The sequence below is a fragment of the Longispora albida DSM 44784 genome, from assembly GCF_000379825.1.
Taxonomy (GTDB): domain Bacteria; phylum Actinomycetota; class Actinomycetes; order Mycobacteriales; family Micromonosporaceae; genus Longispora; species Longispora albida.
In genome coordinates this window covers 1-12,591 of sequence record NZ_KB903839.1, presented here as the reverse complement: position 1 = coordinate 12,591, position 12,591 = coordinate 1, and the positions used below count along the sequence as shown (strand labels likewise).

At 71.0% G+C, this 12,591-nt stretch carries 17 protein-coding genes; 13 read left to right on the top strand and 4 right to left on the bottom strand.

Annotated elements, in window-relative coordinates:
* The first annotated feature begins 31 nt into the window (after positions 1-31).
* From A3G1_RS0131270 to A3G1_RS0131245, 6 genes are all read left to right on the top strand, one after another.
* Positions 32-559, top strand: a complete 528-nt coding sequence (locus A3G1_RS0131270) for an RNA polymerase sigma factor (RefSeq protein WP_018353444.1) — start codon at positions 32-34, stop codon at positions 557-559.
* Positions 556-1,479: a hypothetical protein gene (locus tag A3G1_RS0131265; RefSeq protein ID WP_018353443.1), complete on the top strand. Its 924-nt coding sequence runs from the start codon at positions 556-558 to the stop codon at positions 1,477-1,479. Before A3G1_RS0131270 ends, A3G1_RS0131265 begins: the two co-directional genes overlap by 4 nt.
* Positions 1,480-1,594: 115 nt before the next feature.
* Positions 1,595-2,416 carry a 3-methyl-2-oxobutanoate hydroxymethyltransferase gene (gene panB / locus A3G1_RS0131260; protein WP_018353442.1) on the top strand — a complete coding sequence of 274 codons (822 nt, stop codon included), beginning with the start codon at positions 1,595-1,597 and terminating at the stop codon, positions 2,414-2,416.
* 73 nt (positions 2,417-2,489) lie between these two features.
* Positions 2,490-3,149: an NADPH-dependent F420 reductase gene (gene npdG, locus A3G1_RS0131255; RefSeq protein WP_018353441.1), complete on the top strand. Its 660-nt coding sequence runs from the start codon at positions 2,490-2,492 to the stop codon at positions 3,147-3,149.
* On the top strand, positions 3,133-3,843 hold the full coding sequence (locus A3G1_RS0131250) for a helical backbone metal receptor (protein ID WP_245563640.1): 711 nt from the start codon (positions 3,133-3,135) through the stop codon (positions 3,841-3,843). Before npdG ends, A3G1_RS0131250 begins: the two co-directional genes overlap by 17 nt.
* Positions 3,844-3,868: 25 nt before the next feature.
* On the top strand, positions 3,869-4,540 hold the full coding sequence (locus tag A3G1_RS0131245) for a GNAT family N-acetyltransferase (protein WP_018353439.1): 672 nt from the start codon (positions 3,869-3,871) through the stop codon (positions 4,538-4,540).
* Here the strand turns inward: A3G1_RS0131245 and A3G1_RS0131240 are convergent.
* The 3 genes from A3G1_RS0131240 to A3G1_RS0131230 form a co-directional block, all read right to left on the bottom strand.
* Positions 4,527-5,909: an RNB domain-containing ribonuclease gene (locus A3G1_RS0131240; RefSeq protein ID WP_018353438.1), complete on the bottom strand. Its 1,383-nt coding sequence runs from the start codon at positions 5,907-5,909 to the stop codon at positions 4,527-4,529. The genes A3G1_RS0131245 and A3G1_RS0131240 overlap by 14 nt on opposite strands.
* Positions 5,910-6,022: 113 nt before the next feature.
* Positions 6,023-6,670: a histone H1-like repetitive region-containing protein gene (locus A3G1_RS0131235; protein WP_018353437.1), complete on the bottom strand. Its 648-nt coding sequence runs from the start codon at positions 6,668-6,670 to the stop codon at positions 6,023-6,025.
* 52 nt (positions 6,671-6,722) lie between these two features.
* Positions 6,723-6,941, bottom strand: coding sequence for a hypothetical protein (locus tag A3G1_RS0131230; RefSeq protein ID WP_040480507.1), 219 nt, complete (start codon positions 6,939-6,941; stop codon positions 6,723-6,725).
* Between the two features lie 381 nt (positions 6,942-7,322).
* Between A3G1_RS0131230 and def the strand changes: the two genes are divergently transcribed.
* Genes def through A3G1_RS0131195 form a run of 7 tightly spaced genes read left to right on the top strand, consistent with a single transcriptional unit; the run spans position 7,323 to position 12,304 of the window.
* Positions 7,323-7,859: a peptide deformylase gene (gene def, locus A3G1_RS0131225; protein ID WP_018353435.1), complete on the top strand. Its 537-nt coding sequence runs from the start codon at positions 7,323-7,325 to the stop codon at positions 7,857-7,859.
* Complete coding sequence (gene tsaD, locus A3G1_RS0131220; RefSeq protein WP_018353434.1) at positions 7,859-8,896, top strand: tRNA (adenosine(37)-N6)-threonylcarbamoyltransferase complex transferase subunit TsaD; 1,038 nt, start codon at positions 7,859-7,861, stop codon at positions 8,894-8,896. The genes def and tsaD overlap by 1 nt, the downstream gene beginning before the upstream one ends.
* Entirely contained in the window at positions 8,887-9,276 is a 390-nt protein-coding gene (locus A3G1_RS0131215; protein WP_018353433.1) for a TIGR03618 family F420-dependent PPOX class oxidoreductase, read from the top strand. Before tsaD ends, A3G1_RS0131215 begins: the two co-directional genes overlap by 10 nt.
* Positions 9,273-10,457 carry a bifunctional cobalt-precorrin-7 (C(5))-methyltransferase/cobalt-precorrin-6B (C(15))-methyltransferase gene (locus A3G1_RS0131210; RefSeq protein ID WP_018353432.1) on the top strand — a complete coding sequence of 395 codons (1,185 nt, stop codon included), beginning with the start codon at positions 9,273-9,275 and terminating at the stop codon, positions 10,455-10,457. Before A3G1_RS0131215 ends, A3G1_RS0131210 begins: the two co-directional genes overlap by 4 nt.
* 2 nt (positions 10,458-10,459) lie before the next feature.
* Positions 10,460-11,197, top strand: a complete 738-nt coding sequence (cobM, locus tag A3G1_RS0131205; protein ID WP_245563639.1) for a precorrin-4 C(11)-methyltransferase — start codon at positions 10,460-10,462, stop codon at positions 11,195-11,197.
* Positions 11,194-11,913, top strand: a complete 720-nt coding sequence (locus tag A3G1_RS0131200; protein WP_018353430.1) for a cobalt-precorrin-6A reductase — start codon at positions 11,194-11,196, stop codon at positions 11,911-11,913. The genes cobM and A3G1_RS0131200 overlap by 4 nt, the downstream gene beginning before the upstream one ends.
* Positions 11,914-11,923: 10 nt before the next feature.
* Entirely contained in the window at positions 11,924-12,304 is a 381-nt protein-coding gene (locus A3G1_RS0131195) for a VOC family protein (protein ID WP_026212696.1), read from the top strand.
* A gap of 54 nt (positions 12,305-12,358) precedes the next feature.
* Here the strand turns inward: A3G1_RS0131195 and A3G1_RS0131190 are convergent.
* Positions 12,359-12,591: transposase family protein (locus tag A3G1_RS0131190; protein WP_018349739.1), on the bottom strand; the 233-nt coding region annotated here is incomplete at its 5' end.

Sequence of the window (12,591 nt, the reverse complement as noted above, 5' to 3'; positions counted from 1 at the left end):
TCGCCTCCGTTCCCTCGACATAAACCCAGGCATGAGGGAACCAACGGAGGCCTGGTTCCGCGCCACGTACGCCGAGCACTATCCGGCTGTGGTGCGGTACGGGCTGCGCAGGCTCGGCTCGATGACAGCGGCCGAGGAGCTGGCCCAGGAGGTCTTCCTGACCGCCTGGCGCCGGCGTGCCGACGTGCCTGGCCAGGCTCTGCCCTGGCTCTACGGGGTGGCGCGACGGGTCCTGGCGAACTCTCTCCGGCGCACCGAGCCGGTACCGGCGGAACTCCCGGAGTTCGCGGTACCGGCCGGCGGGCTGGACGAGGTCCTGGACGTCCGCGCGGCGCTCGCGACACTCTCCGAACCCGACCAGGAGCTGCTGCGCCTGATCGGCTGGGAGGAGCTGTCGGTCAGCGAGGCGGCCCGGGTACTCGGCTGCAACCGGGCGGTGTGCGCCGTCCGCCTGCACCGCGCCCGCAAGCGCCTCCAGGCCGCCCTGTCCCCTCGACCACCGATCCGAGGGGAGCGAACCATGTCCACCCGCCCGCTCAGCACCGAGGAGGCGGCATGAACGTCCAGCGCGTCCGCGCCCTGCTCGGCCCGGCTGACCCCGCTCGCGGCATCCATGTCGGCGTCCCGCGATTCGACCTGCCCGCCGCTCACGACATCACTCCCCCGTTCGGCCAGCGTCCGGTGGCCACAACTGTCCGGAAGCGGCTGCCCTGGACAGTCGTCACCGCTGCTGCGGCTGCCGTCATCACGATCGTCGCAGTCACGTTCCTGGCCAGCCGGGGTCAGCTCGCGCTGCCGCCCGGCACCTCGCCGACCCTGTCCCCGAGCCCGGCCGGCAGCCCGCCAATACCCACGGTTCCGCTGGGGCCCGCCAACCAGTGCATGGCTGACCTGGCCAGGGACCTGCGACCGGCCCCGCACGACGAGCCGGCCGGGAAGTACCGCTACTGGGAATTCACACACACTGGCAGGCCGTCCGGGCCTCAGAACAACCAGAGCTGGTGGAACCCGGCGACCGGTGAGCAGGCGAACCATGTCACCGGCAGGAACACGAACCCCTTCGTCTTCACAGCCGCCGGGCACATCGACGCCCTGCTGCTCAGGAAGCTCGGCAAGCCGTGGGTGGAGTTCGGGTTCATAGCCATTCCCGCCTTCACCGATCCGCACTCTCCCATGCTCAGCCTGCCACCGGAGACCCGCCGGGCCGCGCTCAGAACCCTGGCCACTACCCCGGGCGTTACCTGTGCCGGCCAGGCACAGGACCCCCTGGGCCGGACAGGGCTCGCGATCACGGCGACCATCCCGTCGTCCATGCGGCCCGGCACGGACAAGGATCAGGCGCCCGGCGTGGTCAAGACCCTCATCCTCGATCAGCAGACCGGTGACATCCTCGCGTACGTGGCATACAAGCCGGGCGGCACGGAGGTTCTCACCTCGATCGTCGTCACCGCACGGGGCTGGCGGAACTCGATCGGCTGAGCCGGCTGAGCTGTGAAATTCTGCACCCGGACCTGCCGCCACGGCGGGGCCGGGTGCGACCATTCTCCTTAGGAACCCGGGGACCCATATTGGGCCTCGAGGGAAAAGGAGAACAATGATGTCTCTGTACGGTGGACCCGCCACGAAACGGGTCAGAACCCGTGACCTCCAGCTCGCCAAGGACAACGGCGAGCGCTGGGCGATGCTGACGGCGTACGACCAGTACACAGCGGGGATCTTCGACGCGGCCGGCATCCCGGTCCTGCTGGTCGGCGACTCCGCGTCCAACAATGTCTACGGCCACAGCACCACGCTGCCGGTGACGGTCGACGAGCTGATCCCGCTGACGGCCGCCGTCGTCCGGGCCACGAACCGGGCGCTGGTCGTGGCCGACCTGCCGTTCGGCTCGTACGAGCTGAGCGCCGAGCAGGCCTTCCACACCTCCGTCCGGTTCATGAAGGAGGCCGAGGCGCACGCCGTGAAGCTCGAGGGCGGGCGCAAGCGTGCCGGGCAGATCCGGGCGCTGGTCGACGCCGGCATCCCGGTGATGGCGCACATCGGGTTCACGCCGCAGAGCGAGCACACCGTCGGCGGGTACCGGGTGCAGGGCCGGGGCGAGGCCGGGGCCGACATCCTGGCCGACGCGCACGCGGTGCAGGAGGCCGGCGCGTTCGCCGTGGTGATGGAGATGGTGCCCGGTGACGTGGCCGCCCAGGTGACCAAGGAGCTGACCATCCCGACGATCGGCATCGGCGCCGGGGCGGAGTGCGACGCCCAGGTGCTGGTCTGGCAGGACATGGCTGGCCTGCGTACCGGGCCGATGCCGCGCTTCGTCAAGCAGTACGCGAACATGGCGCAGATCCTGGGCGACGCCGCGAAGGCGTACGCGGAGGAGGTCCGGGGCGGGCAGTTCCCGACCATCGACCACACGTTCTAGGAAAACAGTGCCGCGAGCCGGGTACCCCGCCGGGGTACCCGGCTTGTTACTTGCGAGTAGGTAGGATGGCGGCATGGAGCTTCCAGATGTTGCAGGGCTGACCGTCGCGATCCTCGGCGGTACCGGTGAGCAGGGCCGCGGCCTCGCCTTCCGCCTCGCGCGGGCTGGCCAGCGCGTGCTGCTCGGCTCGCGGACCCAGGAGCGGGGCCAGCAGGCCGCCGCCGAGCTGGGCGCGCCGGCCGAGGGCGGGGACAACGCGAGCGTGGCCGCCGCCGCAGACGTGGTGATCGTGGCCGTGCCGTGGGCCGGGCACGCCGAGCTGCTCGCCTCGCTGAAGACCGAGCTGGCCGGGAAGATCGTGGTCGACTGCGTGAACCCGCTCGGCTTCGACAAGCAGGGCCCGTACGCGCTGGAGGTACCGGAGGGCTCGGCGGCTCAGCAGGCCGAGGCGATCCTGACCGGCTCGCGGGTGACGGCGGCCTTCCACCACGTCAGCGCCTCGCTGCTGCTCGACCCGGCGATCGAGACCCTCGACACCGACGTGCTGGTACTCGGCGACGACCGGGAGGCCGCGGCGATCGTGCAGGCCATCGCGGCCCGCATTCCGGGCATGCGCGGCATCTGGGCGGGCCGGCTGCGCAACGCGCACCAGGTCGAGGCGCTCACCGCGAACCTGATCGCGATCAACAAGCGGTACAAGGTGCATGCTGGAGTACGTGTCACAGACGTTTAGCAGGATCGTCTCGCTCGTCCCGTCGCTGACGGAAGCCGTGGCGGCCACCGCACCCGGGGTGCTGGTGGGCGCCACGGATTTCTGTACCCACCCCGAGGGCCTCGACGTCCAGCGCGTCGGCGGCACGAAGTGGCCGGACGTCGAGGCGGTGATCCGGCTGGCTCCCGATCTCGTCCTGGCCAACCAGGAGGAGAACCGCAAGGAGGACGTCGAGGCGCTGCGCGCGGCCGGGCTGACCGTCCACGTCGGATTCCCCCGGACGGTGGCCGCAGCGCTCGGCCACCTGGCCGAGATCTGCGCGCTGCTCGGCGACCCGGACCCTGCCTGGCTCCAGGAGGCCCGCGCCGCGTGGGAGAACCCGACTCACCTGGATCTGCGGGCCGCCGTGCCGATCTGGAAGAAGCCGTGGATGTGGCTCGGCGACGACACCTTCGCCGCCGATGTGCTGGCGCGGCTGGGCGTGACCGTGGTCCACTCTGGACGGTACCCGAAAATGGGTGTGGCCGAGACGGCTGGCCTGCGACCGGATCTCCTGGTCTTTCCCGACGAGCCCTATGCGTTCAGCCCGGCGGACGGACCGGAGGCCTTTCCGGCTTTACCGTCCTCTTTCGTTTCTGGTCGGCATCTCACCTGGTATGGGCCGTCACTGGCCGAAGCGCCCGCTGTATTGACCAGAAGTCTCATTGCCCTTTGAGGCAGGGACCTGCCACTCTGCCGAGGTGCTGAATGACGTTGAGGATTACTGGTTCCGGGTCCTCGGCCGCGACGACTCCGCCGGCGTGCATCTCGTGGAGGGCGACGAGGGTGTGTACGTGCTCGGGACGCCAGGGACGGTCCGGATCAGGGTGCAGCCCGGGCTCCTGACCGACACGCTGCTGGCCGTGCACGAGGTCGGCCTGGACACCCTGCTGACGAACGAGTTCTGGGCGAAGGTGTTCCCCGAGGGCGCCGTGCTCGGCCCGAGCCGTCACCACTACCTCAAGGACGCCGGCCAGCTCCCGGCATACCCCAGCGCCCGGCGGCTCAACCCCGGCGACCACCTGGCCCTCAACGAGCTGCGGGCCGGCTGCCCCGAGGCCGACTGGGAGGAGAGCGGCTTCACCGAGGAGCCGGGCGCGCTGTTCGGCGCGTTCGACGGTACGCGGATGCTCGCGGCGGCCAACCTCACACTGTGGAACGGCCAGCACGCCGACATCGGGCTGCTGACCAGGCCGGAGGCGCGCGGGCGCGGGCTCGGTACCCAGGTCGCCGCGGCGGCGGCCTCACACGCCATCCGGCTCAACGGCGTCGCCAGGTACCGGGCGCTGGACACCAACCAGGCCTCGCTGAGCATCGCGCGGCGGCTGGGCTTCACCCCGTACGGGACGAACCTCTACGTCAAGCTGCCTTAAAGAGGACTTTCCGGGTGGCCGGGTCGGCCTCGGCGAGCACGACGGTGATCCGCTCGCCGAGGGGCAGCCTGCCCTCGCAGCGCGCGATCACGCCCAGCTCGTCGACGGCGATCAGGCCGCCGTCCCGGCCCCGGCCGTCGAGGTCGAGCACTGCGGCCTCGAACTTCTCGCCGACCCTGCCGGCCAGCAGTACCGCCTCGACCAGGTCGATCGCCGCCCGCTCCGCAGCCGAAGCCCGCCGGTCGGTGTCCCGCATGACCTCCGGCAGCCGGGGCAGTGCCTCCCGCGCCCAGGCCGGTATCTCCTGGCCGGCGTGCAGGGCGAGGCAGACCTCGGTCGCGTACCGGTCGGCCAGCCGCCGGATCGGCGCCGTCACGTGCGCGTACGGCAGGCCCATCGCCGAGTGCAGCGGCTGCTCGGGCGGCGTGCCGTCGAAGGCCGTGTACCCGGCTCCGCGCATCAGCTCCGCAGCGGCGTCGAGGAACGCCGCCCCGCGCGGATCGTCCGGCGGGGTCGAGGCCACCACCTCGCCGATCGTGGCACCGTCTGGCCACGGTACGCCGAGGGCCTGCGCGCAGGTATGCAGCCGCTGGACGGCCTCGGGAGCAGGTGGCGGCATCGTCCGGAGCAGCCCCACGCCGCCGTCGAGCATCATCGTGCCCGCCGCCGCGCCGGTCAGCAGCGAGATCTGCGCGTTGTACTCCTCCATCGGCGTCTGGCGGCGCAGCGCGAGCCTCCAGCCGTCGCCGTCCCGCTCGGCCTCCTGCTCGGGGATCGGCAGGTTCACCGCGCCTCGGGCCAGGCCACGGGCGACCAGGATGCGGCCGAGCGCCGGGAGCAGCGCGATCGGCTCCGGCAGCTTGGCGACGCTGATCGCGTAGTCGAGCTTGGCGCGGCTGCGGATCAGGGCGCGGCCCACCGTGACGGCGTTCGTCGCGCCGTCGGCGTCCACGTCGATCGTCCACACCACGGCCGGGCGGGTCTCGTCGGGCAGCAGGCTCGCCTGGCCCTCGGAGAGCACGGGCGGGTGCAGCGGGATCTTCTCGCCGGGCAGGTACACCGTGAGGCCGCGCGCCCAGGTCTCGGTGTCGAGCGCTCCGCCGGGGGTGACGAAGGCCGCGACGTCGGCGATGGCGTAGCGGACGCGGTAGCCGGTACCGCGCTTCGACAGGTGCATCGCCTGGTCGAGGTCGCGGGAGGTGGCCGGGTCGATCGTCACGAACGGCACGGCCGTCAGGTCCTCACGCGGCAGGCCGGCCGGTGGCTGGGCGGCCTCCGCGGCTGCCGGGGCCGGGAAGTCCCCCGGCAGCCGGAGTTCCTTCCGCACTGCCGTGAAGTCGATCGTGGGTGCCTTCGCGATCCGGGTCACGTGCCAGTTGTACCAGTGACCGGCGGCAAAAGCCGGGAGCCACAGCCGGACGGCGGCTGTGGCTCCCGGGCTGGCACGGCACTCCGCCAGCTACGTCACGGCGATTCCGGCGGCTACTTCGCTACCGCCTTACGCGCCGTCGTCTTGCGGGCCGCCGTCTTCCGCGCGGCGGTCTTCTTCACCGCTGTGGACTTCTTGACGGCGGTCTTCTTCGCGGGAGCCTTCTTCGCGACGGCCTTCTTGGCCGGCGCCTTCTTGGCCACCTTCTTGGCCACGGCCTTCTTCGCCGGAGCCTTCTTCGCTGCCGTCTTCGTCGCGGCGGCCTTCTTGACGGTCGTGGTCTTCTTCGCGACCGTCTTCTTCGCGACGACCTTCTTGGCTGGCGCGGCTGCCGTCGTCTTCTTGGCCACGGCCTTCTTGGCGGTCGTCTTCTTCGCCACAGCCTTCTTGGCCGTGGTCTTCTTCGCGGCTGTCGTCTTCTTCGCCGCTGTCGTCTTCTTGGCCGCGGCCTTCTTGACCGCCGACTTCACCGCGGTCTTCTTCGCCGGAGCCTTCTTCGCCACGGCCTTGGAAGCAGGCGCCTTCTTGGCAGCCGTCTTCTTCGCCGCCGTGGCCTTCTTCGTCACGGCTTTCGTGGCTACTTTCTTCGCTGCGGTCTTCTTGACGGCCGCCTTCTTGGCAGGAGCCTTCTTGGCGGTCGTCTTCTTCACAGCCGCCTTCTTGGCTGTGGTCTTGCGAGCTGTGGTCGTGGTCGCGGCCATCGCTCCTCCTTCGGGATCTAGCAACTGATATGCACGGAGAAATCGCACCGGATCAGTCCCGTTCTCCCTCCCAGCGGGCGTCTTCGGCCTCCAACTGCGCCTCACGCTGCTGATGCCGCTCCAGGGCGGTCGCAGCTTCTTCCGCTGTCGCGTACGGACCGAGGCGGTACGCCCCGGGGCACAGGTCGCCGTCGTCGGTCTCGACACGGTGATGACGCAGGCACCAGTAGTACTGGGCCGGCTCACCACCAATCGAGACACCGCTACTCATGTGATAAGAGTGCACCGGCAAACACGCACATGTCAGGAATTCGTGGAACTCCATGTCAGCGCCCTTATAGGACCGCCGGGTGCACGATCACGGCCACGCGGCCGGAAACCCTTGCAAGACAAGGGAATCAGAACCACCAGGTCGGCGGAGCGACTCTGAAAAATTTGCTGGTCCCATTCCCATCCGATATCCGCGATCCGGGGTGCCGCAAAGCGCGCTGGCGCCTGGGTTACGGAAAGCGCGGTAGCAGTAGTCGGCTTCGGGATCGGCACGTCAACGGCCGATCGCCGCAGCTCGCGGAAGCCTGTCGCCGAGTGGCCTGAGCTGGTACGCCGACCGCCGGAGGTGCCCGGTCGGCGCCCAGCGATAGGATCGCCTGTTATGACGAGCGAGACGGGCACAGCGCGGCCGATCACCTACTACGGCACTGCGGTGCTGCACAAGCCGTGCGAGCCGGTGACTGCCTTCGACGACAACCTGAAGGCCCTGATCAAGGACATGTTCGCCAGCATGTACGAGGCGCAGGGCGTGGGCCTGGCCGCCAACCAGATCGGCGTGGACGCCCGGGTGTTCGTCGTGGACTGCCCGGATGAATCCGGCGAAAACGTCATCGCGCACATCGTGAACCCGGTGCTGCACCTCCCCGAGAGCCGTGACCTGGACGTCGACTCCGAGGGCTGCCTGTCGGTGCCCGGCGAGCACGCAGAGGTCGGCCGGGCCCGTACGGCCGACGTGACCGGCTTCGACCAGGACGGCAAGGAGATCACGCTGAAGGGCACCGGCCTGCTGGCCCGCTGCTTCCAGCACGAGGTGGACCACCTCGACGGCCTCGTGTACGTCGACCGGCTGCCAGCCAAGCTGCGCAAGACGATCCTGGCGTCGGCCGGGCTGCCGGTGAGCGCCGGCCAGGTGCGGTAGTGCCTCTCGTCCTCGGTATCGAGACCTCCTGCGACGAGACCGGCGCCGGCCTGGTCCGCGACGGCGTGCTGCTCGGCGACGCGCTGGCGTCGAGTGTCGACCAGCACGTCCGGTTCGGCGGCGTGGTGCCGGAGGTCGCGGCCCGCGCCCACCTCGAGGCGATGGTGCCGATGGTCGAGCGCGCCGTACAGGCGGCTGGCGTGAAGCTCAGCGATGTCGACGCGGTGGCGGTGACGGCTGGCCCGGGGCTGGCCACGGCCGTGCAGATCGGCCTGGCGGCCGGCAAGGCGTACGCGACGGCGCTCGGCGTCCCGCTCTACGGCGTGCACCACCTCGCCGGCCACGCCGCCGTCGACGTGCTGGAACACGGCCCGCTGCCCGAGCGCTGCGTCGCGCTGATCGTCTCCGGCGGGCACACGTCGATCCTGCTGCTGGGCGACCTGGCCCGCGACCCGATCGTGCACCTGGGCGACACGGTCGACGACGCGGCCGGCGAGGCCTTCGACAAGGTGGCCCGGCTGCTGGGCCTGCCGTACCCGGGCGGGCCGGTCATCGACCGGATCGCGAAGGAGGGCGACCCGCAGGCCATCCACTTCCCCCGGCCGATGAGCGGGCCGAACGACCCGCCGTTCGCGTTCTCCTTCTCCGGGTTGAAGACCGCGGTGGCCCGGTGGGTCGAGCGGCACGAGGGCACGCTGCCCGTGGCGGACGTCGCGGCCTCGTTCCAGGAGGCCGTGGCCGACAACCTGTGCACGAAGGCGATCCGCGCGTGCAAGGAGCACCACGTGGACACGCTGCTCATGGTCGGCGGGGTCGCGGCGAACAGCCGGATCCGGGCCATGATGGAGGAGCGCTGCACGGAGGCCGGGATCACGCTCCGCGTCCCGTCGCCCCGGCTGTGCACGGACAACGGCGCGATGATCGCCGCCGTCGGTGACCTGCTGGTCCGGGCCGGTGCCCCGCCGTCGGCCCCGACGATCGGTGCCGAGCCCTCGGTCGTGCTGCGCGGTGCGCTGATCTCGGGCCCGTGGACGTGACGAGCCCGGAGTTAGCGACCGATCCGGAGTTCTGGACAGAGCGGCATCTGGCGACCCTGACGACCCTCCGGCCGGACGGTACGCCGCATGTCGCTCCGGTCGGGGTCACGTTCGACCCCAGCACGCGGGTCGCGCGGGTCATCTCCTCGCGCGGCTCGAAGAAGGTACGCAACGTCCTGAGTGGACAGTCCCGGGTCGCCGTGTGCCAGGTCGACGGGCGGCGCTGGGCCACGCTGGAGGGCACGGCCGTGGTCAGGGACGAGGCTGAGGCCGTGGCCGACGCCGTCGCGCGGTACGCGGCCCGGTACAAGCAGCCGCGGCCGAATCCGGAGCGGGTGGTCATCGAGATCGCCGTGACCCGGGTGCTGGGCAACACGTGATCTCCGTAGCCGGGATCGGCGCGGACGGCTGGCCCGGCTTACCGGAGTCGTCCCGCCAGGTCGTCCATGCCGCCGAGGTGCTGATGGGCAGCGCGCGCCAGCTCGCGATGGTGCCGGGCGGCGCGGCGGAGCGGGTGGAATGGCCCTCGCCGCTGATGGCGGCCCTGCCGGGCCTGCTGGAGCGGTACCAGGGAAAAAGGGTGTGTGTCCTGGCCAGCGGTGACCCGATGTTCTTCGGCATCGGCGGCACGCTGATCCGGATGCTCGGCCCGGAGCGCGTGCACGTCCTGCCGCATCCCTCGTCGGTGTCGCTGGCGTGTGCCCGGCTGGGCTGGGCGTTGCAGGACACCACCGTGCTCAGCGTGGTCGGCCGCCCGGCTGAGGTGATCCGGCTGGAGGTCAACCCGGGCGCGCGGTTCCTGGTGCTCAGCGCCGACGGCGGCTCGCCGGCCCGGATCGCCGCACTGCTCACCAGCTGGGGTTTCGGCTCGGCGCGGGTGCGCGTCCTCGCCGACCTCGGTGGCCAGGAAGAACAGATCTTTTCTTGTACCGCGAGCGAGCTCGACACTGACATGCCCGCGCTGAACATCGTCGCGGTGGAGTGTGGCGAAGGCCCGGCGATGGCGCGCGTCCCCGGCCTGCCCGACGAGTCCTACGCGCACGACGGCCAGCTCACCAAGCGCGAGGTCCGGGCGATGACCCTGGCCGCGCTCGGCCCGGTGCCCGGCGAGCTGCTGTGGGATGTCGGAGCGGGCTCGGGCAGCATCGGCATCGAGTGGTCCCGGGCGCACCGGTCGTGCCAGGCCATCGCGATCGAGTCGCATCCCGAGCGCCTGACCAGGATCGCGGCCAACGCAGCAGCCCTCGGCGTACCGGGGCTGCGGGTCGTGGCCGGCCGCGCGCCCGCCGCGCTCGACGGCCTGCCCGCGCCGGACGCGATCTTCATCGGCGGCGGGGTGACGCGCGAGGGCGTGCTCGACGCGTGCTGGTCGGCGCTCAGGCCCGGCGGACGGCTCGTGGCCAACGCGGTGACGATGGAGTCGGAGGCCGCGGTGTTCGCCGGGTACCAGCGGCTGGGCGGCGAGCTGACCAGGATCGCGATCAGCCGGGCCACCCCGGTCGGCACGTTCACCGGCTGGAAAACGATGATGCCTGTGACCCAGTGGAGCGTGAAGAAGTGACAGTGCATTTCATCGGGGCCGGGCCGGGTGCCGCCGACCTGATCACGGTGCGCGGCCAGCGGCTGATCTCCGCCTCGCCGGTCTGCCTGTACGCGGGCAGCCTCGTGCCGGTCGAGCTGCTCGAACTCTGCCCGCCCGGCGCGCGGCTGGTCGACACGGCCAACCTCAACCTCGACGAGATCACCGCCGAGCTGGTCGCCGCGCACGAGGCGGGGCTCGACGTCGCCCGGCTCCACTCCGGCGATACGTCGGTGTTCAGCGCCCTCGCCGAGCAGCTGCGGCGGCTCGACGCGGCCGGCGTCCCGTACGACATCACGCCTGGCGTGCCGGCCTTCGCCGCGGCGGCGGCCTCGCTGGGCCGGGAGTTCACGGTGCCCGGGGTCGGGCAGAGCGTGATCCTGACCCGCACGTCGGCCCGCGCCACCCCGATGCCCGAGGGCGAGGACCTGGGCACGCTCGGCCGGAGCCGGGCCACGATGGTGCTGCACCTGGCCGTGCAGCGCATCGAAGAGGTCGTCGCGGAACTCGTGCCGAACTACGGGGCCGGCTGCCCGGTCGCGGTCGTGGCCCGCGCGTCCCGCCCCGACGAGCTGATCGTGCGCGGCACGCTCGCCGACATCGCCGATCAGGTCAAGGCGGCAGGCATCCTCCGCACGGCCGTGATCGTGGTCGGCGCGGTCCTGACAGCCTCAGAGTTCACCGACAGCCACCTGTACTCGGCTGCCAGGTGCCGGGCGTGAAGGTCCTGATTCTCGGCGGTACCGGTGAGGCACGGGCCCTCGCCGCCGCCTGCCCGTACCCGGTGGTCACCTCGCTGGCCGGCCGGGTACGCGACCCCGCGCTGCCGTCAGCCGGCGAGGTCAGGGTCGGCGGCTTCGGCGGACCGGAAGGGCTGGCCGGGTGGCTGCGTGAGGCCGGGATCGGGGCGGTGGTCGACGCCACGCACCCGTTCGCCGAGCGGATCAGCGCCAACGCTGTCACCGCGTGTGCCACAGCCGGTGTCCCGCTGCTCGTGCTGCGCCGGCCGGGGTGGACGGCCGGGCCGGACGACAACTGGCACCGCGTGCCGTCCGTCGCCGACGCCGCCGCCGCGCTGCCCTCGATCGGCGAGCGGGTGTTCCTCACGACCGGGCGGCAGGGGCTGGCCACGTTCGCGCCGCTGGACCTGTGGTTCCTGGTCCGGACGGTCGACCCGCCGGAGGGTCCCGTACCGGGCCGCATGGAGCTGCTGCTCGACCGGGGGCCGTACTTGGTGGCAGGCGAGCTGGCCCTGATGCGCCGCCACGCGATCGACGTGCTGGTGACGAAGGACAGCGGCGGCGGCATGACGACCGCGAAGCTCACGGCGGCCCGCGAACTGGGCCTGCCCGTGGTGATGGTCGACCGGCCGCAGGCTCCGGCCGCACCGTCCGCCGGTACCGTGGAAGAAGCCCTGGCCTGGCTCAGCAGCACCTAGGCTGGCTCCCATGAGCGGAAAAATCGTGCATTTCGAGATCCCGGCCGATGACCTGGACCGGGCGAAGTCCTTCTACACCGAGGCCTTCGGCTGGACGCTGACCGACTATCCGGGCCTGGACTACACGGGTGTGACCACGACCCCCGTCGACGACTCGATGATGCCCACCGAGCCGGGCGCGATCAACGGCGGCATGACCTCGCGGAGCGCCCCGGTGACCAGCGTGACCATCACGGTCGGCGTCGACGACATCGACGAGGCCCTGGCGAAGGTCAAGCAGGCGGGCGGCACGGTGGTCCAGACCAAGCAGGCAGTCGCCGACATGGGCTTCACCGGCTACTTCACCGACACCGAAGGCAACACGATCGGCCTCTGGCAGAACGCTTCCTAAAAGATGTTTCATAACTCCGGGATGTCTTGCGCTGCAAGGCGTCCCGGATGTGTTTCAGGTGGTGGCTGCGAGGTTGTGCATGTGTGCGATGGCGCGTATCGCGTGCCATAGGCCGTCGTGTTTGAGGCGGCAGTCGCGGAGGATTTTCCAGTCTTTGAGGCGGCCGATGACGTGCTCGATGCGTGCTCTGACCTTGCGGTGGGCGGTGTTGTCGGACTCTTGGGCGGGCAGCAGGGCGCGGCCTGCGCGGCGGCGGTGCGGGATGATCGCGCCGGTGCCGTGATAGG